The 26,733-nt window shown below is 62.0% G+C and carries 21 protein-coding genes and 1 pseudogene; 11 read left to right on the top strand and 11 right to left on the bottom strand.

What is annotated here, in order from left to right; translation table 11 throughout:
- Positions 1-7 precede the first annotated feature (7 nt).
- The 3 genes from ACZ5WT_RS15320 to ACZ5WT_RS15310 all read right to left on the bottom strand — a co-directional run bounded on the left by ACZ5WT_RS15320 (position 8) and on the right by ACZ5WT_RS15310 (position 3,078).
- Complete coding sequence (locus tag ACZ5WT_RS15320) at positions 8-1,090, bottom strand: calcium:cation antiporter (protein ID WP_464284641.1); 1,083 nt, start codon at positions 1,088-1,090, stop codon at positions 8-10.
- 253 nt (positions 1,091-1,343) lie between these two features.
- A complete protein-coding gene (locus ACZ5WT_RS15315) occupies positions 1,344-2,588 on the bottom strand; it encodes a cyanate transporter (protein WP_464284640.1) in 1,245 nt (414 codons plus the stop codon).
- Between the two features lies 1 nt (position 2,589).
- A complete protein-coding gene (locus tag ACZ5WT_RS15310) occupies positions 2,590-3,078 on the bottom strand; it encodes a nucleoside deaminase (RefSeq protein WP_464284639.1) in 489 nt (162 codons plus the stop codon).
- Between the two features lie 160 nt (positions 3,079-3,238).
- Here ACZ5WT_RS15310 and ACZ5WT_RS15305 point away from each other — a divergent pair, with 160 nt between their 5' ends.
- Positions 3,239-4,105 carry a LysR family transcriptional regulator gene (locus ACZ5WT_RS15305; RefSeq protein ID WP_464284638.1) on the top strand — a complete coding sequence of 289 codons (867 nt, stop codon included), beginning with the start codon at positions 3,239-3,241 and terminating at the stop codon, positions 4,103-4,105.
- Here ACZ5WT_RS15305 and ACZ5WT_RS15300 read toward each other — a convergent pair.
- Entirely contained in the window at positions 4,094-5,275 is a 1,182-nt protein-coding gene (locus ACZ5WT_RS15300; RefSeq protein ID WP_464284637.1) for an acyltransferase family protein, read from the bottom strand. The two genes, ACZ5WT_RS15305 and ACZ5WT_RS15300, sit on opposite strands and share 12 nt — an antisense overlap.
- Positions 5,276-5,566: 291 nt before the next feature.
- Here ACZ5WT_RS15300 and ACZ5WT_RS15295 point away from each other — a divergent pair, with 291 nt between their 5' ends.
- The 7 genes and pseudogenes from ACZ5WT_RS15295 to ACZ5WT_RS15265 all read left to right on the top strand — a co-directional run bounded on the left by ACZ5WT_RS15295 (position 5,567) and on the right by ACZ5WT_RS15265 (position 14,521).
- Positions 5,567-5,689 carry a potassium-transporting ATPase subunit F gene (locus ACZ5WT_RS15295; RefSeq protein WP_464284636.1) on the top strand — a complete coding sequence of 41 codons (123 nt, stop codon included), beginning with the start codon at positions 5,567-5,569 and terminating at the stop codon, positions 5,687-5,689.
- A gap of 16 nt (positions 5,690-5,705) precedes the next feature.
- On the top strand, positions 5,706-7,415 hold the full coding sequence (gene kdpA, locus ACZ5WT_RS15290; protein ID WP_464284635.1) for a potassium-transporting ATPase subunit KdpA: 1,710 nt from the start codon (positions 5,706-5,708) through the stop codon (positions 7,413-7,415).
- An 11-nt stretch (positions 7,416-7,426) separates the two neighbouring features.
- A pseudogene (gene kdpB, locus ACZ5WT_RS15285) lies at positions 7,427-9,480 on the top strand (potassium-transporting ATPase subunit KdpB).
- 11 nt (positions 9,481-9,491) lie between these two features.
- The gene (gene kdpC / locus ACZ5WT_RS15280; RefSeq protein WP_464284634.1) at positions 9,492-10,076 is read left to right on the top strand and encodes a potassium-transporting ATPase subunit KdpC; all 585 of its coding nucleotides are present in this window, start codon (positions 9,492-9,494) and stop codon (positions 10,074-10,076) included.
- Positions 10,060-12,726, top strand: a complete 2,667-nt coding sequence (locus ACZ5WT_RS15275) for a DUF4118 domain-containing protein (RefSeq protein ID WP_464284633.1) — start codon at positions 10,060-10,062, stop codon at positions 12,724-12,726. The genes kdpC and ACZ5WT_RS15275 overlap by 17 nt, the downstream gene beginning before the upstream one ends.
- On the top strand, positions 12,726-13,406 hold the full coding sequence (locus ACZ5WT_RS15270; protein ID WP_464284632.1) for a response regulator: 681 nt from the start codon (positions 12,726-12,728) through the stop codon (positions 13,404-13,406). The genes ACZ5WT_RS15275 and ACZ5WT_RS15270 overlap by 1 nt, the downstream gene beginning before the upstream one ends.
- A 95-nt stretch (positions 13,407-13,501) precedes the next feature.
- On the top strand, positions 13,502-14,521 hold the full coding sequence (locus ACZ5WT_RS15265; RefSeq protein WP_464284631.1) for a LacI family DNA-binding transcriptional regulator: 1,020 nt from the start codon (positions 13,502-13,504) through the stop codon (positions 14,519-14,521).
- On the opposite strand, the gene ACZ5WT_RS15260 is transcribed toward ACZ5WT_RS15265, so the two are convergent.
- The 7 genes from ACZ5WT_RS15260 to ACZ5WT_RS15230 form a co-directional block, all read right to left on the bottom strand.
- Positions 14,485-16,158, bottom strand: a complete 1,674-nt coding sequence (locus ACZ5WT_RS15260) for a metallophosphoesterase family protein (RefSeq protein WP_464284630.1) — start codon at positions 16,156-16,158, stop codon at positions 14,485-14,487. The genes ACZ5WT_RS15265 and ACZ5WT_RS15260 overlap by 37 nt on opposite strands.
- A gap of 13 nt (positions 16,159-16,171) precedes the next feature.
- A complete protein-coding gene (locus tag ACZ5WT_RS15255; protein WP_464284629.1) occupies positions 16,172-16,810 on the bottom strand; it encodes a dual specificity protein phosphatase family protein in 639 nt (212 codons plus the stop codon).
- A gap of 55 nt (positions 16,811-16,865) precedes the next feature.
- Positions 16,866-17,708, bottom strand: a complete 843-nt coding sequence (locus ACZ5WT_RS15250; protein ID WP_464284628.1) for an inositol monophosphatase family protein — start codon at positions 17,706-17,708, stop codon at positions 16,866-16,868.
- Positions 17,709-17,780: 72 nt separating this feature from the next.
- Positions 17,781-18,653, bottom strand: a complete 873-nt coding sequence (locus ACZ5WT_RS15245; protein ID WP_464287224.1) for an inositol monophosphatase family protein — start codon at positions 18,651-18,653, stop codon at positions 17,781-17,783.
- A gap of 96 nt (positions 18,654-18,749) precedes the next feature.
- On the bottom strand, positions 18,750-19,874 hold the full coding sequence (locus ACZ5WT_RS15240) for an ABC transporter substrate-binding protein (RefSeq protein WP_464284627.1): 1,125 nt from the start codon (positions 19,872-19,874) through the stop codon (positions 18,750-18,752).
- A gap of 107 nt (positions 19,875-19,981) precedes the next feature.
- Entirely contained in the window at positions 19,982-21,112 is a 1,131-nt protein-coding gene (locus ACZ5WT_RS15235; RefSeq protein WP_464284626.1) for an ABC transporter ATP-binding protein, read from the bottom strand.
- A 1-nt stretch (position 21,113) separates the two neighbouring features.
- On the bottom strand, positions 21,114-22,961 hold the full coding sequence (locus ACZ5WT_RS15230; protein WP_464284625.1) for an ABC transporter permease: 1,848 nt from the start codon (positions 22,959-22,961) through the stop codon (positions 21,114-21,116).
- Between the two features lie 466 nt (positions 22,962-23,427).
- Between ACZ5WT_RS15230 and ACZ5WT_RS15225 the strand changes: the two genes are divergently transcribed.
- The 3 genes from ACZ5WT_RS15225 to ACZ5WT_RS15215 are packed head-to-tail and all read left to right on the top strand — an operon-like array spanning position 23,428 to position 26,682.
- Positions 23,428-24,396, top strand: a complete 969-nt coding sequence (locus ACZ5WT_RS15225; protein ID WP_464284624.1) for an NAD-dependent epimerase/dehydratase family protein — start codon at positions 23,428-23,430, stop codon at positions 24,394-24,396.
- A 56-nt stretch (positions 24,397-24,452) separates the two neighbouring features.
- Positions 24,453-25,046, top strand: a complete 594-nt coding sequence (locus ACZ5WT_RS15220; RefSeq protein ID WP_464284623.1) for a helix-turn-helix domain-containing protein — start codon at positions 24,453-24,455, stop codon at positions 25,044-25,046.
- A gap of 46 nt (positions 25,047-25,092) precedes the next feature.
- Positions 25,093-26,682 carry an ABC transporter substrate-binding protein gene (locus tag ACZ5WT_RS15215; RefSeq protein WP_464284622.1) on the top strand — a complete coding sequence of 530 codons (1,590 nt, stop codon included), beginning with the start codon at positions 25,093-25,095 and terminating at the stop codon, positions 26,680-26,682.
- Positions 26,683-26,733: the final 51 nt, after the last annotated feature.

Below are 26,733 nucleotides of genomic sequence, written 5' to 3'. Positions count from 1 at the left end.
GTTCAGATCAGGCTGTGAAAAGCAAAATACCGAAGGCGGCAAATAGCGTCAGGTGTAGAGTTCCGTGGAGGGACGAGGCCCGCTTGCCCATGAAGGTCAGCGCGGTCAGGCCGAGGGTCATCAACAGGAGCACAGTGTCGGTCGGGCTGATGCCCATCACCACGGTTTTGTTCGTGATCAGGCCGATCACCAGCACAGCCGGGATGGTGAGTCCAACGGTCGATACGAAGGCCCCCAGGCACAGGTTGATGGCACGCTGGAGCTGGTTAGCCAGCGCCGCATTGACGGCTGTGATGGATTCCGGCGTGAAGACGATGATGGCGATTAATACACCACCCAGCGCCACCGGAGCGCCGACCGAAGCAATCCCGAAATCGATGACCAATGCCAAATCATGTGCCAGCAGCACGATGGGCAGCATCAGTGCGACCAGCAGGACGGACCGGATGACGATGGCGCTCTTGTCCACCGGCTCCTTTGCGTTGCCGGAGGCATCTTGCGTGTCGGCAGCAACAGGTACCCTCATGTGGCCGACATCCGGCTGAATGAAGAAGCGCCTGTGCCCGCGCGTCTGCATGAGCAAAAACACGGCATAGAGGACGATTGTCAGTGTCGCGAATGCGATAGACTGCACTGGCCAGAAGGTGCCGTCCCCGGTGCTGAGCGTGTTGGGCAGGACCAGCCCGATACCGGCCAGCAAAAGGGTTATCGCCACATAGGCCAGCGCGCCCTGCGCGTTGTATTCCTGCTCGCCAAAGCGGCTGCCGCCCAGGATGAGGCAAATGCCCATGACCAGGTTCATGATGATCATCATGACAGCAAAAATCGAATCTCGACCAATGGTCGGATTTTCGCCGGGGCCGAGCAGGATGGCGACGATCAGAATGACTTCGATCATCACAATAGACAAAGTCAGGATCAGCGTGCCGTAGGGCTCGCCAAGCCGATGGGCCAGATAGTCGGCCTCGTGCACCACCCCGAAGGCGGCGAGCAGGATGGTCGCAAAGATGACCACAAAGCAGACGACGGCAACAATTGGATCAATTGGGTCGTGCAGCCAGCCTGGACCGCCGATAATGAAGGCGATCACCACGCCCCAGGCAACAAGCAGCTTGAGGATGGTGCTATTGGGAATGTGTTCGCGGATTGAGGACACGGTTCTTACCTTATTGGGGCCGTCCCCAGTCGAAAGAACCGCTGCAGTGGGTCGTCCCCTGAAGCGAACGGCTTGATGCCGTAGGCCAACCCATAGTCGAGCGGATGCTCCCTGTCCAGTCAGCCAAGTAAACCCCGCCAGCCGGCCCTTGCGAGGCCAATAGTGACAGGACAGACGCCTAGACTGCTCAGGTCTCAGCAGCCTCGGCAGTACCGGTTCTTTCGGCAGGACGCGTGCTGGCCATCCTCCCCATCGCGCGCCCGTAACTTGCCGGTGAAACTTGATAGTACAGGATCACGACGATTGCGACACAGACCAGGTGAAGCAGCCAACCAGCCGCGAAGCCCCCGGTCAGGTCGTGAAGGACGGCGATAATCCACGGGGGTAACGCCGCGAGCAGAAAGCCCCCGCCCTGCATAAGCGCAGATAGTGCGCCGGCCTCAGCCGGATCGGGCAAATGGTCGAGCGCCACGGTCATGGTCAGGGCGAAACAGCCCCCTAGTCCCGCCCCAAGGATTGCCACCCCCACCAGCGGAGCGACTTCCGGCCGCGTCGCCAGGGCGGCGAAACCAATTGCCTGCATGGCAAGCGTCAACCACACCCAGGGACGGCGATCCTCCCGCCTACGCGCCAGCACAGGCAATAGCAGTGCTGCGCCGGCCTGGGCGACGGCCATAACCGCCAGCAGACCGCCGCTTTGCGCGGCCGTCCAGCCCAGATCTTGATAGTACGGCGCAAGCCAGGCCACTGCGGTCGAATATCCGCCATTCACAAGGCCGAAACATGCCATGAGCAGCCAGGTTCGTGGCCGCCTGAGAAAGGCGCCGGCCAGGTTTGCACCTTCCCCGTCTTTGGCGTCGCGAGGAAGACCACGCGCCACCAGCAAAAGCGCCAACACGGCGGGCACGGCCATCCAGGCGAGGCCGGCGTGCCAGTCGCGCATCGCGCTGGCGACCAGCGGAGAAAGTTGCGCCCCAAGGGCACCACCACCCATCAGCATCGCGGAATAGAGGCCCATCACCATGCCAACATGAGCTGGATAGTGGCGCTTGATGACTCCGGGGAACATAGCCTGCACTACGGCAGCCCCGAGCCCGAGCAATGCCGCTGTGGCCACCATCTGCCAGCCGTTCGTCACGAACAAACGCAGCAAAGAAGCCACAGCCAGAATGGCCAGCGCGGAGATGATTGACCGCCGAGTGCCAAGGCGCGCCTGCAACAGTGGTGCGCCAAAAGCGAGCAGACCCATCAGGAACATCGGCACCAGCGTCAACAGCGCGATGCCTTGCAGTCCAAGTCCGGTCTGCGCGGAGATGTCGGCGGCCAACGGGCCAATACCCGTGATAAAGGGCCGAAGATTGAGCCCCACCAGCACGATGGCCGCAAGCAGCAGCAGGCGATCCCAGGCAGTGGTAGAGCCTTGGTTCATCATCCTACTTCCGCGATTTCGAGGCGTCCGCCCACTGTTCATAGAGGTGGTGGCCGGAACTGTGTGTCAGGGGTACGTGGACGATTTGCATTGTCTGTTCGGAAAACGAACGCTGCAAGTCGGCATAGATATCGGCCGTCGACAGGTTGAACGGCGCCCCGTCCTTGTTGGAATAGGCATAGGAAATCGAACCAACTCCGGCCAGCCGCATCGCCGCCATGCACATCGGGCACGGATGACCACTGGCATAGATGGCACTGCCCTTCAGCGATTGCGGGCCATGGGCGCGCGCAGCGGCACGGATAGCCAGAAGTTCGGCATGATCGGTGACGTCCTTGCTGAGGTGCATCTGGTTGACGGCAGTGGCAATCACTTCGCCATTGAGTACGACCACGGCGCCAAAGGGTCGGCCGCCCGCTTGGATATTCCCACGCGCAAGCTCAACGGCTTGGCTCAGGAAACGCTCTGCGTCGAGCAGATCTGCACTATTCATGAGAATCTCCAGGAATTCATCGGCGGCGGTTGTTGCGATGGCGGCCGCTCTCCGCCCGGTTGGCCACCCTGCCAAAATAGGGATCCACGCAGGCATTTAAAAATTAAATGTCATGATGCATTGTATTGACAATCATAATGCAGACCATAGTTGCTGGCACATGCTCGATCCAAGACTGCTTCGTGCCTTTGTCGCGATCGTCGATGCTGGCAGCTTCACGCTTGCCTCCGAACGTCTTCACATGACGCAATCCACGATCAGCCAGCAGCTCGCGCGGCTCGAGGAAAGCGTGGGATCTGCCCTGATCGATCGCTCCGCCCGTCCAGTCGTACCAACGGCCGCAGGCGAGCGACTGCTGGGCTACGCGCGCAGATTGCTTGCCCTGCAGCAGGAAGCTGAAGCGGCGCTCGGCGACCCCGCAGGAACCATATCCATCCGCATCGGCCTGCCCGAGGACATCGTCGATGCTGCGATGGCCAGAATATTCAGTGACTTTGCACGCCGCCATCGCGAAATCCGGCTGGATGTCACCGCCGGGTTGAGCCGCGAACTCGCGAGACGTTTCAGGGGCGGTGAGCTGGACATCGCCGTCGTCAAGGAAAGTGAACCGGGGCTCGACTGCAGGGCGGCCTACCCTGAACCCCTGTCGTGGTTCCAAAGCATCGACGCAGCGGCAGACTGGCCAGCCGATCCGGTGCCACTAGTTGCGTTTCAGCCGGGCGGTCTCTACCGCGAAACGATGTTCGAGCGCATCGAACGCGAAGAGCGCCGCTGGTATGTCGCCTTCGCAGCAAGCAGTCTCCACAACGTGCTGATCGCGGTCGAGGCCGGACTGGGGCTGTCCCTTCTGCCTGTCAGCGCCGCGAAGGAATATCGCGTAAAGCCCTACGCCCCCTTTGGCATGGAAGCTGCGCTAAACCTCGCCCTCTATTCATGGGAGGCCACCGGTCCCGTTTCGGAGCTGGTGAGTTCCATGCAGGCGGTCCTCGCTACAAGAACTGCCAACCACAGGAGTTCAGTTTCCTGAGGACGCCCCTCGCCTCGACTGAACCGGCTCGCCAGTCTTTCGGGCAAAGCCCTGCGCGAAATCCGACCAGTTTCTGACGCGCAGGAACGGCCGCTCGAACAGCAGAAAGAAGACAAAGGAGGCCACGACAGCCAGCGGAGTGCCAACTGCCAGCATGACCCAGAATGCTGTGCCTCCAGTCCATCCGTTCGGCTGAATGAGAAGACTGCTCACCAAGGACAAGATCGGGGCATGCACGAGATAAAGGCTGAAGGCAAACTCACCCAAGGCGACGATGGGCGCCCAACTCAGGGCACCGCGCAGTGCGCGGAAATTGCCCGAGGCGACGGCTAAAAAGGCACCCATGACAGCCAGGCCAAAAATAATGTCGACCGAGAAGTAGTTGGCAACAATGGCCGGCGAGTCGATGACCGGAATACCCACGGCAAGGCCGACGGTGATCGCCAGGGACAGAAGCGCCGCGTAATACGCAAATCGCGGGTGGCGAAAGTAAACGGCGGCCACCATCCCGAATACGAACAATAACAGGAACTGCGGCGTAAACCGGTCGAACAGGGCTACGAACCCGACGTGCTGAGCCAGCAGGTTTTGCGAGATGACCAGCAGTGCGGTGAGCGCCACGGTCGGCATGGCGCCAAACCTGCGAAAACCCCACAAGAGCAGGGGAAACAGGAAATAGATGTGCCATTCCACGGCGATGGACCAGAAAACACCGTTCGGAGGCACATTGGCGAATGTGTCCTGCAGCAGGAGCGCGTGAATGATGATGTCTCGCACCTGAAGCGGCTGCCCGCTGGGCGTAGTAATCAGGCCTGACAGGACCAATACCGAGGCGAGCGCCAGGGCGAACCAATAGGGTGGAACGATGCGCCAGAAGCGGCGCACCAGAAAAGCCCAATCGCCGTTTTTCGTCTTGAGCCCATTGTTGGTCAGGCTGATCGTGAGGGAAAAGCCCGAAATGACGATGAAGGCTGCAACGGCCAGGTGACCGTAAAGCAACCAGCCCACGAACCACGGCCCGTTGCTGGCCGGAAACCCGCCATAGGTGGTGAGGTAAACGTGGTGCAACACGACGTAGAAGGCCGCGATCCCGCGAGCTCCGTCCAACCAATGAAGCCGGTCGACGTTCTGGGCGGTTTTCACCGGATGCTGCGGAAGACTGGCGGACACCAGCAAGCCCCCGATACTTGTCGAAAAGCAGCCTGCAATACCGGCAAAGTAGTAGGTGCCGAGGAATGCCGCAGCAAGTCGCTCTGAAGAGCTAGAACCTACCCGATTAGCGCGTTTCGGCTGACAGCGAAGCCCCAACTTCATGCTCTGCCTATGAAATCCTTATGAGCGCGTAGCGGCTTCCGCATGGAAGCTTGATGCGATCAGGGCGCAATTGAAGGGCCTCAAACACGAGGCTTGTCATGCTCGACCTTGCATTCATCGCTCTTGGTGCCGGGACGTTGATCGCGCTTGCGATCTACGCCGCCGCGCTCAATCGGCTGTGAGCCCGCTATGCTCATCATTGCTTTCATCATCGCGCTCGCGCTGGCCGTCTACCTTCTGGTGACGCTGCTGGCGCCCGAGCGCTTCTGACGTCCGGGAGACGATCATGTCGCTCATAGGCTGGCTGCAGATCGGCGTCGTGCTGATCGCAGTACTTTTGCTCGCCAAACCGCTTGGCCTTTACATGGCTCGCGTGTTTACCGGCGAGCGCACTCCCTTGTCACCACTGCTGGGGCCGGTTGAACGCGGGTTCTTCGCGCTGGCCGGCGTGCGCCCGGACAAGGAAAAGGGCTGGCTCAGCTACACGATGGCTGTGCTGTCCTTCAGCGTCGCAGGGTTCGTGTTCCTCTATGCGCTGTTGCGCCTGCAGAACTACTTTCCGCTCAATCCGCAGGGTTTCGGTGCGGTGCCGCCTGACCTGGCATTCAACACCGCCGCAAGCTTTGTTACCAACACCAACTGGCAGAGCTATGGTGGCGAGACCACTCTGAGCCATCTCAGCCAGATGCTGGGACTAACGGTGCAGAATTTCGTGTCGGCCGCTACCGGCATTGCTGTGGCTATCGCGCTGACACGGGCGTTTGTGCGTTCGGGGGCCGGCGAACTCGGCAACTTCTGGGTCGATCTGACCCGCGCCACGCTCTACGTCCTGCTGCCGCTCGCGGTCACCGTTGCCCTGGCCTTTGCGGCGCTGGGCCTGCCGCAATCTCTCGATGCCAACTTCGTGGCAACCACGCTCGAAGGCGCGCAGCAGACCATTGCCATAGGTCCGGTCGCAAGCCAGGAGGCCATCAAACAGCTGGGCACCAATGGTGGCGGCTTCTTCAACGTCAATGCCGCCCATCCCTTCGAAAACCCCAGCGCTTTCTCGAACTACCTCAATATCATTGCCATGCTCTCGGTCTCGTCCGCGCTGGTTTATGCCTTTGGCCAGATGGTCGGCAACCGTCGTCAGGGTTGGGCCCTGCTTTCCGTAACAGTGGTCATGCTGGTGATCGGCGTGAGCGCTATCTATTGGGCCGAGAGTTTCGGAAACCCGCTGCTGCATGCCGCAGGCGTCGATCCGTCGCTGGGTAACATGGAAGGCAAGGAAGTCCGCTTTGGGCAAGCCATGGCAGCTCTCTATGCTGCCGCCACCACCGGGCTCTCCAATGGCGGCGTTAACGCCATGCACAGCTCGCTGACCCCGCTCGGTGGCATGGTGCCGATGTTCCTGATGCAACTGGGCGAGGTGTTGCCGGGGGGCGTGGGCTCCGGGCTCTACGGTCTGCTGGTCTTCTCGATCCTTGCTGTCTTCGTTGCCGGCCTCATGGTCGGGCGGACCCCCGAGCTGCTGGGGAAGAAGATCGAGGCTCGCGAGATGAAATACGCCATGCTGGCGCTACTCATCCTGCCGATGACTATCCTGGGCTTTACCGCAGTCTCGGCCGTTGCCGATTTCGGTACCAGTTCAATCCTCACAGGTGGCCCCCACGGATTAAGCGAAATTCTCTACGCCTACACTTCGGCTGCCGCCAATAACGGCTCCGCCTTTGGCGGGCTGACCGCCAACACCCCCTGGTACAACACCACATTGGGCATCGCTATGATGCTGGGCCGTTTCGCCTACCTTGTGCCGGTGCTGGCCATCGCTGGAGCTCTCGTCAAGAAGCCCCGCGTCGAACCTTCGGCCGGCACTTTCCCCACCGATAGACCGCTGTTTGTTGGCCTGTTGATCGGCATCATCCTCATCATTGGGGGGCTGCAGTTCTTCCCCGCATTGGCTCTTGGCCCCATCGTCGAGCACTTCCTGATGCTCGCCGGGCAGAGCTTCTAAGGACCACTTTCATGTCCAGTAAAGTCCAGACCACTTCCATCCTGAACCCCGCCATCCTGCTTCCGGCTTTGCGCGATGCCGTGACCAAACTTGATCCGCGCCAACTGGTCCGCAATCCGGTGATCTTCGTCACAGAAATCGTCGCGGTCATGGTCACGGTGCTCTTCGCCGCGGACCTTCTGACCGGCAACGCAGCCACGTTCTCGGGTCAAATCGCCCTCTGGCTATGGTTCACGGTTCTGTTCGCCACTTTTGCCGAGGCCGTCGCCGAAGGGCGTGGCAAGGCGCAGGCGGAGAGCCTCAAGCGCGGCAAAACCCATCTCTTCGCTAAGAAGCTGTTGTCTCCCGATGACACTCGGAACCAGGCTTGCGAGGTCATCCCCGCTACAGATCTCAAGATCGGCGATATCGTTCTGGTTGAAGCAGGCGACCTGATTCCCGGCGACGGCGAGGTGGTAGAGGGCGTCGCATCAGTCAACGAAAGTGCCATTACGGGAGAATCCGCACCCGTGATCCGGGAGGCCGGCGGGGACCGCTCGGCCGTGACTGGCGGCACGCAGGTAATCTCCGACTGGCTCAAGGTGCGCATCACCACCAAGCCAGGCGAGACCTTTGTCGATCGCATGATCGCCCTGATCGAAGGCGCCAAGCGCCAGAAAACGCCCAATGAAATTGCCCTCTCCATCCTGCTGAGCGGGCTGTCTCTGGTCTTTCTTGTCGCTGTCGTGACGCTTTATGGTCTGGCCGCGTATTCAGGAACGGACCTGTCGGTGACAGTGCTCGCGGCCCTCCTGGTAACGTTGATCCCCACCACTATCGGCGGCCTGCTCTCGGCCATCGGCATTGCGGGCATGGATCGGCTGATCCGTTTCAACGTCATCGCCACGTCGGGCCGCGCCGTCGAGGCCGCTGGCGATGTCGATACGCTGCTGCTCGACAAGACCGGCACCATCACCTTCGGCAATCGCATGGCGGCAGAATTCCTGCCGGTAGCGGGCGTCAGCGAAAAAGACCTGGCCGAAGCCGTTCTGCTGGCGAGTCTCTCCGATGAAACTGCTGAAGGACGGTCCATCGTGGCCCTCGCCCGTGAAGAGTACCGGGTCATCGAGCCGGCCCTGCTGCCGTGGCCACCACCTTCATTCCCTTCTCGGCCCAGACGAGGCTCTCAGGTGTCGACGTCGAAGGGCGCCGCATCCGCAAGGGAGCCGTCGATGCTGTTCTGCGTTTCGTCGGGCTCGAGAAAGCGCAGGCAGGTGCAGAGTTCAACAAAGCAGTGGAATCCATCGCCCGTTCGGGCGGGACCCCGCTCGCTGTGGCGGAAGCTGATCGCCTGCTCGGCGTTATCCACCTCAAGGACGTGGTAAAGCCCGGCATTAAGGAGCGTTTCGCCGCCCTTCGCGCCATGGGCATCCGTACCGTGATGGTTACCGGTGACAACCCGATTACCGCGGCCGCTATCGCCTCGGAGGCTGGTGTTGACGACTTTCTCGCCGAGGCAACGCCCGAGCAAAAGCTCGACTACATCCGCAAGGAACAGGTCGGCGGTCGCCTGATCGCCATGTGTGGCGACGGCACAAATGACGCGCCTGCCCTGGCCCAGGCCGATGTCGGCGTTGCCATGCAGTCGGGCACGCAGGCCGCGCGCGAAGCAGGCAACATGGTGGACCTGGATTCCAGCCCCACCAAGCTCATCGAGATCGTCGAAATCGGCAAGCAGATCCTGATGACGCGCGGGTCGCTCACCACCTTCTCGATCGCCAATGACGTTGCGAAGTATTTCGCGATCATACCGGCGCTGTTCCTGGTGACTTACCCCGAGCTTGGTGCCCTCAACATCATGGGACTGACCTCGCCGCAGTCAGCGATCCTGTCCGCAGTGATCTTCAACGCCCTGATCATTGTGGCGCTGATCCCTCTGGCGTTGCGCGGGGTGAAATACCGACCGGTGGGCGCCGCAACTCTGCTGTCCCGTAACTTGCTCATCTATGGCCTCGGCGGGCTCGTCGCCCCCTTCATCGGCATCAAGCTGGTGGATATGGCCGTCACCGCCCTCGGCATCATCTAGGAGGCCAAACCATGTTCAATCAAATACGCCCCGCCATCGTGCTCACCCTGCTCCTGTCGGGTATTACCGGCCTTGCCTATCCCCTCGCGATCACCGGCGTGGCCCAGGCCGCGTTTCCTGAACAGGCCAATGGCAGCCGCATCGAGAACGAGGGATTGGTGATCGGCTCAGCCCTGATCGGGCAGAGCTTCACCCAGCCGGGTTACTTCTGGCCCCGGCCCTCCGCCACAGGTCCTGAAGCGTATAACGCTGCTGGCTCCAGCGGCTCCAATATTGGCCCTACCGGCAAGCCGCTGATCGAGCGGGTCGATGCCGCGGTTCAGGCGCTCGGCGGCGGGCTGGTGCCTGCCGACGCAGTGACGACGTCGGCATCGGGGTTGGACCCTCACATCAGCCCCGCCAACTCGGCGCGCCAAACGGCCCGTGTTGCCGAGGCGCGGGGTGTGTCGGCGAATGACGTCACCGCCGTCGTTGCCGGTGTGACGGAAGGCCCTCTCTTGGGTATATTCGGCGAGCCGCGCGTCAACGTGCTTCGCCTCAATCTGGCGCTGGATGCGGCATTGCCGTCCAAGGAGCAAGATGGCTCGCCCGACTGAGATCTCACGGCCTGATCCCGCAGCCCTGCTGGCGCTTGCCGCCAGCGAGGGGCGGGGCAAGCTCACGGTCTTCCTCGGCGCTGCGCCAGGCGTCGGCAAGACCTATGCCATGCTGGAGCGCGCCCGGGCGCAGCGGGCCAGCGGCGTCGACGTGGTGATTGGACTGGTGGAAACCCACGACCGCACTGACACCGCCGCGCTCATGGAGGGCATTGAGACGCTCCCCCGGCGCGGAAAGGACGGCCAATACGGCGAATTTGACCTTGATGCAGCGTTGGCCCGTCGCCCGACGCTGCTCATCGTCGATGAGCTCGCCCACACCAACGCCGAGGGCTCCCGGCACCCAAAGCGCTATCAGGACATCGCCGAACTGCTGGGAGCTGGAATCGATGTCTGGACCGCGCTCAATGTGCAGCACCTGGAAAGCCTCTCCGACCTCGTGACGCGGATCGCCGGCGTTCCCGTGCGCGGGACCGTGCCTGATATCGTGCTCAAGACCGCAAACGAGGTCATCCTTGTTGACCTGCCTCCGGCGGAACTGATCGCCCGGCTGCGGGCCGGCAAGGTCTATCTGCCCGACAACGCCCAGCGGGCGCTGGACGGCTTTTTCAAGCCATCGACCCTGACGGCTTTGCGCGAATTGGCCCTGCGCCGTGCTGCCGACCGGGTGGACGACCAGGTCGTCGACTTTTTGCGCCAGAGCGCCGCAGAAGGCGGCCCCTGGGCAACCGGAGAGCGGCTGCTCGTCTGCGTCGGCCCCGACGAAACTGCTGAGGCCGTGGTGCGCGCAGCAGGGCGGCTGGCCTCCGGCCTCAACGCGCGCTGGCTGGTATTATCTCTGACCCGACAGGGTGGCCCCCTGCCCGACCCGGCCGTGGCAGAGCGTCTCGAGGCAACCCTGCGGCTTGCTGAGCGGATCGGCGCCGAAACACGTCGTGAGGAGAGCAGCGATTTCGTCGACACCATTCTGCGCACCGCTCGGCGTGAGCATGCCACCCAGATCGTCATAGGGCGCTCCCGGCCAGGTTTTTGGCGACGCCGCTCGCTGCCTGATGCCGTTCTGCGCGAGGCCGGCGACATCGGCGTGCACGTCGTGCCAGTTGCACCGGGAAAAGCAAAGCGATCCCGCCGGGCACCAACCCTGCCCGATTGGGCACTCATGCTGGGCCTCCCCGTAATTGCCGTGGGGGCCACGACAGCGCTCGGCATGGGGCTCAATGCGCTGGTTGCGCTACAAAACCTCTCGATGCTGTATCTGGCGGCAGTGTTGCTGTCGGCGGTGATTGCTGGCCGTGGTTCTGCGGTGTTGGCGGCGGTCCTGTCCTTTGCTGCGTACAACTTTTTCTTCATCGCCCCGGTGGGCACGCTGACTGTCGCCCAGCCGCAGGAAGTGCTGTCGCTGGTGATCTTCCTGGCAGTGGCGCTCTCGGCCGGTCAGTTGGCAGCTCGTCTGCGCCAACAGGCAACTCTGTCGCGGCAGCAGGCCCGACAGGCGCAGGCGTTGCTGGGCTTTTCGCGCAAACTCTCGGCCACCTATGGGGAAGACAACGTGGTCGATGCCGTGGCTAGCCATCTCCAGACGAGCCTGGCGCGCCCAGCTATCGTGTTGATGCCGCAAGGCGAAGGAGAGTTGGCGCCGGTAGCGGCCTGGCCGCCCGATCAGGCGCTGGATGCAACCGCCATGGCTGCGGCGCGCTGGGCCTTCGACAAGCGGGAGCCTGCGGGTTTCCTTACTGGGACCTTGCCGCAGGTCCGGTACCTGTTCCGGCCGATTGTCTCGGCGCAACGCCTGCTGGGTGTGGCCGGGCTACTCATGGGGCCGCGCGACGTGCCCCTCGGGGCCGATGAAGAGCGCACTTGGCTCGCCTTGCTCGATCAGGCCGCCATCGCGCTGGACCGGGCGCGATTGACCCGGGAAAGCGCTCAGGCATCACTCGCCATCGAAGGCGAAAAACTTCAGGCGGCACTGCTGTCGTCACTTTCCCATGACCTCCGCACCCCCCTCGCGTCGATCACTGGTGCGGTCACCAGCCTGCGTCAGCTCGGTGACAAAATGCCTGCGTCCAGCCGCGACGACCTGCTGATTTCAATCGAGGAAGAATCCGACCGGCTCAATCGCTTCGTCGGCAACCTCTTTGACATGACCCGGATTGAGGCCGGCCTGACCAAGGCCAAACGTGAACCAATCGTCCTGGAGCCAGTAGTTTCTGCGAGCGTGGCGCGGGCCCGGCGGGTGCACCCAGACCTGGCAGTCGACGTCAGCCTCGCAGAAGACCTGCCATCGGCGCTGGGAGACTCTCTGCTGCTTGAACAGGTGCTGTTCAATCTGCTCGACAACGCGCAGAAGTATGGCGGTGGCGCGCCCGTGGCGATCTATGCGAAGGCGGACGGCAACGAAGTGACTATCTCCATCACCGACCAGGGGAAAGGCATTGCGGAGGACGATCTGGAACGGGTCTTTGACAAGTTCTATCGCCGCGCAAAGGGCGATGGCCGTCCGGCCGGCACCGGGCTTGGCCTGTCTATTGCGCGGGGTCTGATGACCGCCATGGGCGGGACGATCAAGGCGATCAGCCCTGCCCTGCGCAAGCGCGGCACCCGCATGACCATTCGCCTCGCCAAGGCTCCACAGGCAGAGACCCAAAATTGATGCAGCTGCGTATTCTGGTTGTAGACGACGAGCCGCAAATCCAGCGTTTCCTGAAACCCGCGCTCACCGCCGCGGGTTTCGACGTGGAAACGGCAGCGACCGCCGCCGAGGCCAAACGCCTTGCTGCGACACGGGCGCCCAGTCTGGTCATTCTCGATCTCGGCCTGCCAGATGCCGACGGTAAATCGGTGATCGAAACAATCCGCGCGTTTTCGCAGGTGCCGATTATCGTGCTTTCGGCCCGCGACCAGGAAATCGAGAAAATCGCGGCGCTCGACCTTGGCGCGAATGACTATGTCGAAAAGCCTTTTGGAATTGGCGAGCTTCTGGCGCGTATTCGTGTCGCCCTGCGGCAAGGCGAGGTCACGCACTCCCTCGCATCACCCCAGAAATTCGGCGGAATCGTACTCGACGTCGCTCATCGCCGGGTGACAGTTGATGGCCACCCTGTCCATCTGACGCCCAAGGAGTTCGACCTTTTCGAGCTACTTGCTGCGAATGCAAACAAAGTGGTGACGCACCGCCAGGCCCTGACGCAGGTCTGGGGCCCCGCTCATCGTGATGACGTCCAATATCTCCGCGTCGTCATCGCCCAGCTTCGCGCCAAACTGGAAACCGACCCAAAAGCCCCAGCGCGCCTCCTGAGTGAACCGGGAGTGGGTTACCGCCTCGTGGAGTAGCCGCTGCCTGCAATGCACAGCTGTGCAAAGGCCTGTGGCGTGCTATCAGGTGGGGCACCCACCGTCTTTGAGGGCGCGACCAAGATGGATCTACGATGACCGAGACGATCAAACGCAACCCGTCCTTTGTCAGCGCCCAGAAGGTCGCGCAGCGGGCCGGCGTTTCGCGGTCGGCCGTGTCGCGAACCTTTACCGACGGGGCCAGCGTGTCGGAGGAAACCCGGCGCAAGGTGATGCAGGCAGCCGACGAACTGGGCTATCACGTCAACCATCTGGCGCGCGGTCTGATCAATCACCGCAGCAACATCATCTGCATCGTGGCGGCCGATATGGCGGCGCCGTGGCAATCGCGCATGCTGGAGGTGGTATCGCGCCGTCTGCAGGACGACGACAAGGTGACCATGGTCATCAACACTTCCGGCAACAATGCCAGCGTTGCGCGCGCACTGGGGCAGACGATCAACTATCGCGCTGATGCTACCGTGGTCCTGTCGGGCACCCCCGCCGCTTCGCTGATCGACACCTGTATTGCCAACGGTCAGCACGTCATCCTGATCAACCGCGACGACCACCCGGATGGCCCCGACAATCTGCGGATGGACTATGCGGCCGCCGCTCAGGAAGCGTTCTTCATGCTGCAGCGCGCCGGTTGCGAGCGCATGGCCGTCATCTCTTCGCAGTCGGAAACGCCGAGTATCAGGGGTCGTGAACAGGCCTTTGCCGACGTTGCAGGAGCCGCGGGGGTGGAGGTGATCGTTACCCGCGCGGGGGCCACGCTGTATCAGACCGGCGTCGAGGCAGCTCGCCAACTATTTGCCCGCGCCGACCCGCCCGACGGCGCCTTCTGTGTCACCGACCTGCTCGCCTGCGGGTTCATGGACTCGGCGCGGCACGAATTTGGGGTGAGTGTTCCCGACGATCTTTGCGTCGTGGGGCACGACGATATCGAACAAGCGGGATGGCAGTCATACAATCTGACGACGTTCCGCCAGCCGCTTGAGCAGATTGCAGAGGAGATTTGCCTGCTCCTGTCCAGGCAAAGCAGGTCGCTTCACCCCGAAGTGCTGACCTTTCAGCCTCAGCCCATCTGGCGCAAATCGGTTCGTCCCCGCTGATCGAGCTCGACGTTATCGCGCAGTTCAATGCGGAAACTGGTCGACGGCAGCCGCGTCAGGTAGCACCCCAGGATTGCGAGCAGTGTCGCGATCTTGCCCTGCAGGCTCGTCGGTGGCCAATCGCTGCGAGCATAAGCAGCAATCAAAGCGCGATACTCGGTAAGTCGCGGGTGAGGAATGTCGGTCAGCGCAAGATCGGCGCCCGTGCGGATCGCGTACCAATCAACCACCACGTCCAGCAATGTAGCTCGCCCGCGCGCGACCTCTGCGGGCGCGAAAGTAGTGTCGACAGGTTCAGCCTCCGCCAGATCGCGCAACTGCGATAGTGACAGCAACGGCACCAGTCGCGCGAGATCCTCTGGCCACTCCTTCGGGAGGTAGCGTTGCAGCACCAATGCCCGCAGATGTGCATCGATGAAGTCACCATGCGAGCCTGCGTGGATCAGGGCATCTGCATTAATGCCCGCGCGTTCAACTTCTGCCGCGTAGCCACCAAACGCCACGTCGTATCCGCGTGCGCGCTGGATCGTCACCATCTCAACCTGCAATCCGTCAGGTTCGATCTCGACCAGTTTGTATCCCGGCGGATAAGCAACCAGCGATGGCACAGCCACATTGATGATGCTCCCCGTCGCATCCTGGTAGTTAGCGGTATTGTTGATGTGCCAATGGCCGCTGAAATGCGCCTCGATACCGGCAGCAGCCAGCGCCGCAGCAACCGACGGATCAGGCATGCGGCGGACAAAGCTTGTGCCCCCAAGCAGCCTGCACTCGTCCTCACTGCTTCCGTTGAGCGGATCGACAACGGGATAGTGCGAGAAGGCGATCAACCGCTTGCCCAGTTGCTGCGCCCGCCTGGCGACGTCGGCAGCCCAGGTGAGCAGGTGCGGCTTGTCGGTCAGAACCGCGTTCCAGCCAATATCGGTACAATCGCGGAAGGCGGGCGCCCCCGCCTCAACCGCCGTTCTGTCGTTGGGGCGATAAACATTCGCGTCGAGCGAGAGCAACCACAGCCCATCGACTGGCTCGACCAGATAGGATGCATCCAGCATCGTCTCGACGGTGCCACCATCGGGCGAACGCGCCTGATAGCTTCGGGAGCTCCAATCCGGACTGGTCCCGAACGGGCTCTCCCAATATAGGTCGTCCTGACCGGGCAGATAGCCAAGATCGCGCATCATCGGCATCACGTCGGGATAGCCGGGGCAATACATGTCCGCTGAGATCACATCTGCGCCGCTGGCCGGATTGCTCGACACAGTGCGGCTCGCACCATCGGCCAACAGGAAGCGCTTCTCGTGGTGACGACCGGCCATCGCGAAAAGGTCGTGATTACCCGGTGTCGCGTAGAAGCGCAGTCCCTTGGCGCGGTATTCGTCGAGCAGCGCGTTGACGGCGCGCCAGTTGAACAGCTGCCCGTCATCAGTCAGGTCGCCCGCGATCACCACCAGGGTGATCCCACGGGCAACGAGATCATTGAGTGCGGCGCTGAATGCCGGGCCGCTCTCATTAAAAATACGCGTTGATTCAGCCGTGTCGATTAGCGTTCGCAGTGCTCGGGCGCGACCGCCCTCGCCCGCAGGATCAAAATCGACGTCGTGAAAATGCGGATCGGCGAGGACGGCAATGCGAACCATGGTGTGTGCCCGATCAGCCGTTGGAAGCCAGACGTTTGCCAGCCGGCGCTTGGGCGCCACCGATCTGGTCAATCCAGTCCGACGCCTTGCGGGCAGCGGCAACCAGCATAGGCTTGGGGGCCTCATGCCATTCATCCGGCCGCAATTCACGGCGGTTGCGCACGTGATTGAGCGCCGCATCCAGCGTCGGAAATTCCTCCGGCACGAGCTCGTGCAATAGCAGACTGGTCAACACCACAGACCGGCTGCGCCCGCCGCGGCAATTGATCAATACGTTGCCGCGCTCGCGCAACGGATAGGAGGCGCGTTCGGGCAGCACCTGCTCGAGCGCACCGCGCAGCAGGTAATAGCCAGCCAGCATCATCGTCTCGGGATTGCCGTCACCATCAACGAGTCCGATCTTGTAGTAGCGGATCTCCGCTGGACCATAAGCAGCCTTCCCCTCTTCGGCCGGCAAAGTCGGCGTCGCAATGTAGTTGAGATCGAGGTTGACCGCGCAATTGACCACGGTGGTAATGCCCAATTCGCGGAGAAGCGTGAGGTCGCGCGCACCCTCCATGCCACCAACGAAGATGTCGACCCCATAGGGCTGGAGGTTCTCATAGATCGGGCTGATCTTGGGCCGGTCATAGTGACGCACAGGCTTTTCCACTGGTCTACCTTCCGTAAATCAAAGAGGACCGGGGCCGTGGCCCCAGCAATGGTCGTCAGACAGCCTCGGCCAGAGCCTTGGCGGGGGCTGCAATTTCAATTCCAGTGGCCCGGCTCATCAGGTCGCCAATCCCTGGCGCTGCCGCCAGAACGCTGCCACCGGTGGCAAGTCCATCCCGGTCGAGGAAGGGCCCGACAACACCGCCGGCTTCCTCGACAAGCAACAAGCCAGCCAGGCAATCCCAGGGGTGCATGTGAAGTTCGGCATAGGCATCGCTGCGCCCCTCAGCCACGTAGGCGAGCCCAAGCGCACCGGACGCGCCGCGGCGTACATTGGCTCCCCTCTCCAGCAACTCCGTCAGGGTCGCCAGGTAGTGTTCCATCGGTACACGGTTGGACCAGCCAAGTTCGACGCAGGCGGCGTTGTAATCCTTCGTATCGGCGACGCGAATGGGTAGGCCGTCCTTCTCAGCGCCCCGCCCACGGCGTGCGAAGTAGAACTCGTTGATGCTGGGATTGTAGATCGCGCCCAGCTCAATCTGCCCGTTGGAAACGAAGGCGATCGAGATGCAGTAATGCGGGATCTGGCGCGCGAAATTGGCAGTGCCGTCAATGGGATCGACCACCCAGACATCGGTGCCGATAACCCCGCCGGTCTCTTCCCCCAGAAAGGCGTCGCCGGGAAATGCCGCAGCAATGCGGGCCTTCAGATGCTGTTCAACGGCGCCGTCGGTTTCCGTAAGAAAGTCCTGGGGCCCCTTCATGCCGATCTGCGCGCCATCGCGTCGGGTATAGCCTGCGACAGCAATCTTGCCCGCGCTGAGGGCCATGTCGCGGCAGAGCGCCTCGCGCGCATCCAGACCGGCCTGGTCAATAGGCTCTGCCAGCCGAGTAGTCATAGTCACGCTCCAAAATTCACTAGCGGGGTTTTGCACAGCTGTGCATCTTAAGACGGCTGACGGGCGCAATCATCATTGCCGGAGTGCCCGATTGCGGTGCGCATCGATCGCCTCGGCAACCGCGTTCAGCGTGGGGTAATGGCCGCCCTCTCCCGTCGCGACATAGCCCGGGCAGAAGAAATCAGCGGCATCGCTCGGCACCTTGCCCAAGTTCAGTGGGCGATAGGTGCCACCCGCCTGCCGGACGATCAGGATCGCGGCCGCAACGTCCCAGGGGTTGACGCCGAACCCTGCCGCCGCATCGGTCCAGCCGGCGGCGACGTGCGCAAGGCTCAGGGCCGCACTGCCTGGGCGACGCAGGGTCGAGAAGGTTTCTACCAGCAGGCCGAAATGCGCCAGCGCCTCGGCCTTGCCGTCCAGACGGAAATCGCGGGCCACCGGATAGCCAGTAATCAACGTCGCCTTCGCTTCTTCAACGGCCGCCGATGAGCGTATCGGAGTGCCGTTCAACCAAGCGCCGGAGCTATCGGCCGAGAACATGTTGTCAGCAACGGGATCGTAGATGACACCCGCGACAATCTCTCCATCGATCACCGCGCCGATCGAAACGCACCAGAATGCAATGCCGCGGGCGAAGTTGGCCGTGCCATCGATTGGATCCACGTACCAGCACACGGGTCCATTGCCGACACTGCCGCCCTCCTCTCCCATAAAGGTGGAGTCGGGTACACGCTGGAAGATGAAGTCCCGGATGGTCTGTTCGCTCTGCTTGTCATGCACGGTCACCAGATCGTGCAGGTCCACCTTGTAGTCGACATCCATCACCGAACGAAAAGCGGCCAACAGAGGCGCGCGCACCGCCCGGGCGGCTTCTTCGGCAGTACCGCGAAGAGCCGATGACCGGGCATGATCGATTATGGGCGCGAGACGTGGAGCAGAAGTCATGAGGTCCAGTACCAACTGAATAAAGTGCCCCTGCGCGCGTGCTGTGGAGTAACCAGCGCGCAGGGGACGATCGGCCGGCCATCGCCGGCTCGAATGCTAGCGCGTGTAGTTCAGGCGCCAAAGGTCCTGCCAATCCTGGCGGGTATCCCAGTCCTCAAGGCCGGTGGCGGTATTGTAGGGCAGCAGGTTCGCCAGCTCGGCACCGACACCCGATGGCTCGTCGGCGGGCAGGGCCACATCCGAGTTGGTCGACATCTTGCCGTCGGTAGACTGGGGCGCGATGCCTTCCTCAGTCATGAGATAGTGCACGAACAGCTTGGAGGCGTTCGGGCTGGTGGTGCCAGAGGCGATCAGGCCGATACCCGGATAGAGCCAGCCAACGGTCGGCGCCATGCCGGAGCAAAGGCCAAGCTTGTAGCCGCTGTCGGTATTGTCGCGATATTTGGCCGAGCTCAACAGGCCCATGAAGCCTTCCTTTTGCCCGGGCGCGCCCACAGCGTCCGATGCGCCCTGATCAGCGTCGGTCAGTAGCGGGCCGTTGGCCGCGAGCGCTTTGACCCAGGCCGCGGTTGCTGTTTCGGTGCTGGTGTCGAGGTCCTTGCCATATTGCGCCTTGTAGGCGGCGGCCATTCCCTCATCGCCATGCAGCGCCATCTGGTTGAACCAGTCGGTGTAAGACGACTTGCCCAGGGGATCCTGCATTGCCACCTTACCGCGCCATTCAGGCTCGGTCAGCTGCCAGATATTTGTGACCGGGCAAGTATCGTAGAGCTCGGTATTGTAGGTCCACACGCTGGCGCTGGTGATGACCTGCAACGGATCCTGCGCGGCGAGGTTGATCTTGTCTGCCAGATCAGGCGGCACCCAGCTGGCAGCAAAGCCCTGCGGGATGATCTGCGCGATGGCGGCCGGCGCATCGTGCACTACGAAGACGTCACCCTGCACGTTGTTGGCCTGGGCCTCGCGTATCATCATTTCCAGCTGCGCCGCGGCCTTGACCTTGGTGCCGGTGGCCGTCACTCCATACTTGGCGGTGAAGGAATCGGCCATCTCGACGATCTTGCCGGTGGTGTCATAGACGTTGATCGGTTCTTCGGCCTTGGCCGCCTCGATCAGCGCATTCAGATCGAACGCTTCCTGGCCAACAGCCGGAGCCGCCAGTGCCAGCACGGTGGTGCCGGTGAGCAGCAGCCTGGCCCAGGATCCCATATAGTCTCGCATCGACTTCTCCTCCCAATGATTGTGGCCTGCGCCCTCCCCGGGCGCCGGTATACGACCGACCGTCCTCCACGGCCGGTATGCGAAGGGGCGAGCCGCCCCTCCGAAACTCAGCACCTGCGGACGCGCAGCACCGCATCCGAACCGTCGAGCCGTTTGCCCGACGTGTCGAACACATGCAGCGCCTTGGGCTTGACCCAGAGGTTGACCTTCGCGCCGACGCTGATCTCAGGCAGCTCGTCGGTAGTCAGGAACACCTTGTCGCCCGCATTGCGCAGCTCAAGGATCCAGTTCCCGCCAGTAGGCAGGATGCCAGTTACCTCCATCGGCGCGGTGAAGGCCGTTTCTGGCACTTCGGAGACATCGCTGGTCCAGCGAATCGTCTCCGGGCGAATACCCACCGAACCCGGAACGCCCAGAGTCGGGAACTTTTCCAGCAGGAACCGCCCCACGCTATCCGCCAGTGCCGATCGGCCCTTGCCTTCCATGGTCAGGATGTTGATCGGCGGATTGCCGACAAATTCCGCGACGAAGCGGTTGGCCGGCCGGTCATAGATTTCGTCGGGCGTACCCATCTGCTGCAGCGTGCCTTCGCTCATCACGCCGATTGTGGTGGCCAGCGTCATGGCCTCCCACTGGTCATGGGTCACAAAGACAATCGTGGTCTTGAATTCGGCGTGGATGCGCTTGAGTTCGGCGCGCATTTCCAGTCGCAGCCGGGCATCAAGGTTGGACAGCGGCTCATCGAGCAGCAGGACGCCCGGATTGACCGCCAGCATGCGGGCCAGGGCCACGCGCTGCTGCTGGCCGCCCGACAGCTGGCTCGGGAACCGGTCGCGATACTTCTCGATATCCAGCGCCTTCATCACCTTGGTGACGCGCTCTTCGCGCTCGGCCTTGGGCACCTTGCGCAGCCGCAGACCAAAATCGGTATTACGTTCAATGGTCAGGTGCGGCCAGAGCGCGTAGCTCTGGAATACCAGCCCCATCTCACGCTTTTCCGGCGGGACGAACACGCCATTGACCACCGAGTCCACCACCCGGTCGCCGATGCGGATTTCACCGTCGGAGAGGTTTTCCAGCCCGGCGATCATCCGCAGCGTCGTGGTCTTGCCGCAGCCTGAAGGCCCCAGCAGGCACATGAACTCGCCATCACCGATCTCGAGGTCCAGTTCGCTGACCGCATTGGCAGAGTTGCCGCCATAGTTCTTTTGCGCGTTGCGAAGATTGATTGTGGGCATGCTAGCCACCTAGTCCTTCTGCAAGATTGGTCTTGGTCAGCTTCTGGGCTGCCAGCGTTCCGAAATAGGCCAGTCCGGCGACGATCAGCACCACGGCATTGGCCGCCTGGGTGTAGTGGTAATCGACGAGGCGCAATGAGTAGGTGGTGAGCACATCGGTGCTGGGCACCGCCAGGATGACGAACAGGCTGAGCCCCTTGATTCCAGAGATGAAGGGCAGCAACACCCCCGTCACCAGCGAACCCTTCTGGATTGGGATCACTACGGTCATCATACGGCGCAGCCAGCCGGCACCGGCTATCTGGGCCGCCTCTTCCGGCTCCTTGCCCAGCTGCATCATCGCCGAAATACCGGCCCGCGAGGCGTAAGGCATCTGGTCGGCGATCAGGGCCAGGATCAGGATGAACACCGTGCCATACAGCGCCGGGATCGGCCCGCGCTGCACTGCGAACAGCGACAGATAGGCTGCGGCAAATGCAATGCCGGGAACCAGATACGGCAGGAAGGTGATCTGCCGCAGGAAGATGGAGAGTGGCCGCACGGGTGTCCGCACCACGACATAGCCAACCAGCAGGCCCAGCACGCCCGAAGTCAGCGAGGCCAACCCGACGATCCAAAGGGTGTTCCACGCCGCATTCCACAGGTCCGGCGTCAGCAGGATGCCCGTGCGCAGGGCAACGGTGTCCAGATTAGTGCCGATCCAGTAGTCCAGCGTGAAGTTTGAAAAGTTGAACTGACCGGGCACTTTCATCAGGGTCGACAGCGCCAGCGTCAGGATCGGCAAGCCGACGCTGAGCAGGAAGACCAGGCCAGCAAAACCAGATGCAAGCAGCTTGTACTTGCCCAGGTTGGTCAGCCGGTTCATCGAACCCTTCGAGCCGATGGTGACGAAGCGCCGAGCTTCCTTGACGAGGTACGCGTCGATCAGCAGCGAGATCAAGCCAATCAGCATGATCGAGCCAGCAACCACTGCCGCCACACCGGTCTGGCGCGAGGCAATATTGCGGTAGAGCGAGGTGGCCAGCACGTCGAACTTGACTGGCAGACCCAGCACATAGGCCACGCCGAATTCACCGAGGCATTTGGCGAAGATCAGGACGATGGCCGAGATCAGCGCCGGACGCATCAGCGGCAGGATGATCTGCCACGCCACCTGGCGTGGTTTGGCACCAAGAATGCGCGCAGAATCTTCCAGTTGGGAGTCAAAGCGGCGGAGCGCGCTGCCGAACAGAAGGATGATGAAGGGCGTGTAGTGTAGCGCCAGGATGATGGTGATCGGCACCTGGCCATAGGCCAGCCAATCGGGCGGGATCAGCCCCATGCCCTCGAACCAGCCCGGCTGCCCGCCGACGGTGCGGTTCTTGAACAGCGTTGTCCAGGCCAGCGCGAAGGTCCACGCTGGCAGCATGTAAGGAACGATCAGCGCGGTAGCGAACCAGCGTCGCCCAAGCAGATTGGTCCGGCTGACCAGCCAGGCCAGAATGCTACCAATTACGACCGATATGCAGATCGCCCCGGCCGAAACCGACAGCGTGTTGAACAGCGGCTGCCAGAACAGGTCGGAGGAAATCGGCGACAGGAAAGTGCGGTTCAGATAGTAGAGCGTGAGCTGCCCCATATCCATGCCGATGCGGCGCTCGTCGCCAAACTGCACCCTGCCCGCATCCATCAGCATCGAAATAATCGGCACGAGGATCAGGTAGGTGAACAGCAGCGCCGTCAGGATGCCGACCAACGTGGTTGGTTCGCGCAGCGAAACCTTGAAGCCATAGCGCAGGCGCTGTCCGGCCGTTGGCGCGGTTAGCCCCTCGCTGGAAGCCAGAATAGTGCGCACGTCACTCAGGCTCATTCCAACCCTCGCGCGCTGTCCGGCGACCGGGTATGACTGGGTGAGCAATGCCACCTGCGAGGTAGGTGCGACGACGTCATGAGACTTCCTCCACCGTTCTGCCTGCCCTGTTCCCGGGCTTTGACATCAACAGATTTCACCACGCCGTCAGGCCTATCGTTCAGAACAGAATTTCATGTCTAAACAGCGATGATCTGGAACACATGTTCTAACCGCAACCGCGACATGTCAACAGCAGATGCGATTTTCTTGCACAGCTGTGCAGTGGCTCGAAATCCCTGTATTTAAGCCACTTCGCCACTACGTGCATTGAATCATGGATGATCACTGCACGGCTGTGCATGTCATTTCAACCCAAGAGCGAGGTCACGTCGATCTGTTGGGCTCAAGCCAACCGGCGCGATAAGGTGCGAGCAGAATCACCGGGGCACAAATAGCCCCTGCCCCAAACGAGCTGGATGTTTAGATGACCGTAGCGATTGTTTCCGGAAGCGGATTTCTCGGGCGCAATGTCGCGCTCCGCCTTCTGGCCCGTGGCGAGCGGGCCCTGGTCATCCACCGTGGCAATGAAGCAGCCAATTTGCCAGACAGCGTTCTCATCGAACATGCCGACCGCACCGATGAGGAGCGTCTGGTTACGCTGTTTCGAGCTCACGACGTAACGGCTGTAGTCGACATCTACGCGCTCAGCCTCGGCAACACCCAGGCGGTGATCAATGCCGCGCAGCGCGTCGGCGCGCGCTATGTGCTAACCAGTTCAGTTGACGTCTACTCCAATTATGAAGGGCTGCTGCGCAAGGCCAGCCCGGCCATCGTGCCAACGCCTTCTACCGAGCAGACCCCGCTGCGCGCCATGCGCTATCCCTATCGCGGCAATTCGAGGCGCCCGCAGGGCGTCAGTGAGGACCTGTTCGACAACTACGACAAGCTCGTCATCGAGGAAGCCCTCGCCGCGGCTGATATCGATGCGGTCGTCATTCGCCCCCCGATGATCTTCGGCACCGCAGACAAACAGCGCCGCTTCGGTTGGGTAGCAGACAATCTCCCGGTCGAAGGCGCGGACTTCGCGCTGGACGAGCGCGCCTATGGCTGGCTCAATTCTTACGCCTATGTCGAAGATGTCGCAGAAGCGTTCGTCCTGGCTGCGCTGCTGCCGCAGGCAAGCGGCAAGACGTACAATGTCAGCCAGAACTTTGTTCGCACCTCGGCCGAGTGGGTCGAGCGCCTGTTGCCTCTGATGGGCTCAACCAGCCGCGTCATCGCAGCCCCTGCGGGCCAGGGCGTCTGGGCCGATCGAGCCGACGCGATGGACCTGCGATATCCACTGACGCTGGATTCGTCCCTGATCCGCAAGGAGCTGGGCTATGCCGAGCTTGTGGATGAAACCGAAGCTCTGGAGAAAACCATCGCCTCATATCGTCTTAGGGCCGATTGACCACGGAAATGCGTTCTGTTTAGTGTGACTAAACAGAACGACCGTGGGGAGACGGGGTGGTCAATCAATCCAGCACATCAAGTCTTGGCATGCGCCTGCGGACGCGCCGCCGGGAACTTGGCCGCACGATGCAGGAATTGGCTACCGCCAGCGGCTTGACCGTCGGCTTCATTTCCCAAATCGAGCGGGACATTTCCCGCCCCTCGCTAGCGTCCCTTTATGCCGTGGCGCGCGCGCTCGAAACCAGCGTTGACCAGTTCCTTTCCGAGGCGCCGACACGTCAGCGCCAGAAGGCCAGTCATTCGACCAACCGCGCCAAGTTCTCGCTGGGGCAGACCGAGCCCGTCTACGAGTTTCTGGAGCCCGGTTTTGCCGATGCTTCGCTCAACGCCTGCATCACCCACGTTCCCCCCGGCTTCGCGTCGGAGACGATGCGGCACGAGGGCGAGGACTTCGTCTATCTGATTGCGGGGACGATGCTCTACGAGGTCGACGGGGTCGAGTATGCGCTCAGTGCCGGCGACACGCTGCACTTTGCGTCCCACCTCCCCCACAAATCCCGCAATCCCGGAACCGATGTCGCGATCGAGCTCTGGGTCGGCACCATGCGTCTGTTCTCTGAGCCGACGGAACCGCCGAAAAATTCATAGAGCCTGCGCAATGCGCAGTGAACAAATCACGTGAGGAGCCCCACCGATGAACTTGACTAAGACTTTGACAGCAGCGCTGCTGAGCATGACCATGCTCACAAGTGTCAGCTTTGCTGCCACCCCAGCCAATACGCTGGTGATTGCCGACGCGATCGACGACGTGATCACGCTGGACCCCGGCGAAGTCGGCGAAGTTGGTGGCATCATGGCCGCCAAGCAGATTTACCAGCCGCTGGTGACCTTCGACGTAGCCGACCCGACCAAGATCTTCGGCGTCCTCGCCGAAAGCTGGACCGTGTCGGAAGACGGCAAGACCTTCACCTTCAAGATGAACCCCAATGCCAAGTTTGCATCGGGCAATGCCGTCACCGCGCATGACGCGGAATTCTCGCTTCGCCGCGTTGTGCAGATGGCGTCGCGCTCGGCATTCCTTCTGACGCAGTTCGGCTTCAGCGCTGAAAACGTCGAAGAGCGCATCAAGGCGACTGACGACGCAACGCTGGTGTTCGAAATTGCCGAACCCTACGCAGAGTCCTTCGTGCTCTATGCGCTGTCCTCCCACATTGGCGGCATCATCGACAGCAAGCTCGTTCAGGAGCATGAAGTCGACGGCGATCGTGGCAATGGTTGGCTCAAGCAGGCCAACTCGGCAGGTTCGGGTCCGTTCGTGCTGACCACCTGGGCGCCCAAGCAGTCGATCCTGCTCTCGCGCAACGAGAATTTCTGGCAGGATAAGCCGGCGATGGAACGCGTATTCTTCCAGCATGTGCCGGAAAGCGCTGCACAGCGCCTGCTGCTGGAAAAGGGCGACATCGACATCGCCAACAAGCTCGGCCCCGATGACCACGCTTCGATCTCGGCCAATGCCGAAGTCAAGACGCAGGACGGCAGCTCGGGCGTGATCTACTACATGGGTCTGAACGTCCGCAACGAAGCGCTGGCCAAGCCGGACTTCGTCAAGGCGATGAAATACCTCGTGGACTATGACGGCATTGCTCAGACCATCGGCCAGGGCACGATCGACGTCCACCAGACGCTGGTGCCGGAAGGTTTCCTCGGCAGCATCGACCACAACCCCTACTCGCTCGACATCGAGAAGGCCAAGGAACTGATCGCTTCGAGCGGCGTCACCACGCCAGTTACGCTCGACACCGTGGTCTGGAACGTTCCGCCCTACACCGACTTCGCCCAGGCGGCTCAGGCCACGATGGCCCAGGCCGGCGTAAACCTGAACCTTCTGGTCGTTGACGGTCAGCAGTGGCTGGAACGCTACCGCTCGTCCGATCTGGACATCTGGGTTGGCCTGTGGGGCCCGGACTATCCGGATCCGCACTCCAACGCGAAGGCTTTCGCGGTCAATTCTGAAGATGCCCCGGACGGCTCGTCGAGCCTTGCGGACCGTTTCGGCTGGGATGCTGGCGAGCTGTCGCCGCGCGCCATGGCCGCCCTGCGCGAGAACGACACCGCCCTGCGCAAGTCGATGTACGAAGAGATCCAGATCGAACACACCGACACGTCGCCCTTCCTCTACATGTTCCAGGAAGTCCGTCGCGTTGCGGTTCGCTCCAATGTCGAAGGTCTCGTTCTTGGCCTGACCATGTCCGACGACCGGTACTGGAACGTCACCAAGGACTAAGCCAGCCTTCATGGTGCGGCGGCCCCCGGTCGCCGCACCTTTTCTCAAGAC

The organism is Devosia sp. T2-14 (assembly GCF_055397495.1).
The sequence above is the reverse complement of the archived record's forward strand: the minus strand, read 5'-3'. Positions and strand labels throughout refer to the sequence as shown.

Bases quoted from the DNA above. Each gene is read 5' to 3' on its own strand.
- ACZ5WT_RS15315 (WP_464284640.1), bottom strand. From the start codon at position 2,588: ATGATGAACCAAGGCTCTACCACTGCCTGGGATCGCCTGCTGCTGCTT.
- ACZ5WT_RS15310 (WP_464284639.1), bottom strand. From the start codon at position 3,078: ATGAATAGTGCAGATCTGCTCGACGCAGAGCGTTTCCTGAGCCAAGCC.
- ACZ5WT_RS15305 (WP_464284638.1), top strand. From the start codon at position 3,239: ATGCTCGATCCAAGACTGCTTCGTGCCTTTGTCGCGATCGTCGATGCT.
- kdpA (WP_464284635.1), top strand. From the start codon at position 5,706: ATGTCGCTCATAGGCTGGCTGCAGATCGGCGTCGTGCTGATCGCAGTA.
- kdpC (WP_464284634.1), top strand. From the start codon at position 9,492: ATGTTCAATCAAATACGCCCCGCCATCGTGCTCACCCTGCTCCTGTCG.
- ACZ5WT_RS15275 (WP_464284633.1), top strand. From the start codon at position 10,060: ATGGCTCGCCCGACTGAGATCTCACGGCCTGATCCCGCAGCCCTGCTG.
- ACZ5WT_RS15270 (WP_464284632.1), top strand. From the start codon at position 12,726: ATGCAGCTGCGTATTCTGGTTGTAGACGACGAGCCGCAAATCCAGCGT.
- ACZ5WT_RS15265 (WP_464284631.1), top strand. From the start codon at position 13,502: ATGACCGAGACGATCAAACGCAACCCGTCCTTTGTCAGCGCCCAGAAG.
- ACZ5WT_RS15260 (WP_464284630.1), bottom strand. From the start codon at position 16,158: ATGGTTCGCATTGCCGTCCTCGCCGATCCGCATTTTCACGACGTCGAT.
- ACZ5WT_RS15250 (WP_464284628.1), bottom strand. From the start codon at position 17,708: ATGACTACTCGGCTGGCAGAGCCTATTGACCAGGCCGGTCTGGATGCG.
- ACZ5WT_RS15245 (WP_464287224.1), bottom strand. From the start codon at position 18,653: ATGACTTCTGCTCCACGTCTCGCGCCCATAATCGATCATGCCCGGTCA.
- ACZ5WT_RS15240 (WP_464284627.1), bottom strand. From the start codon at position 19,874: ATGCGAGACTATATGGGATCCTGGGCCAGGCTGCTGCTCACCGGCACC.
- ACZ5WT_RS15235 (WP_464284626.1), bottom strand. From the start codon at position 21,112: ATGCCCACAATCAATCTTCGCAACGCGCAAAAGAACTATGGCGGCAAC.
- ACZ5WT_RS15230 (WP_464284625.1), bottom strand. From the start codon at position 22,961: ATGAGCCTGAGTGACGTGCGCACTATTCTGGCTTCCAGCGAGGGGCTA.
- ACZ5WT_RS15225 (WP_464284624.1), top strand. From the start codon at position 23,428: ATGACCGTAGCGATTGTTTCCGGAAGCGGATTTCTCGGGCGCAATGTC.
- ACZ5WT_RS15215 (WP_464284622.1), top strand. From the start codon at position 25,093: ATGAACTTGACTAAGACTTTGACAGCAGCGCTGCTGAGCATGACCATG.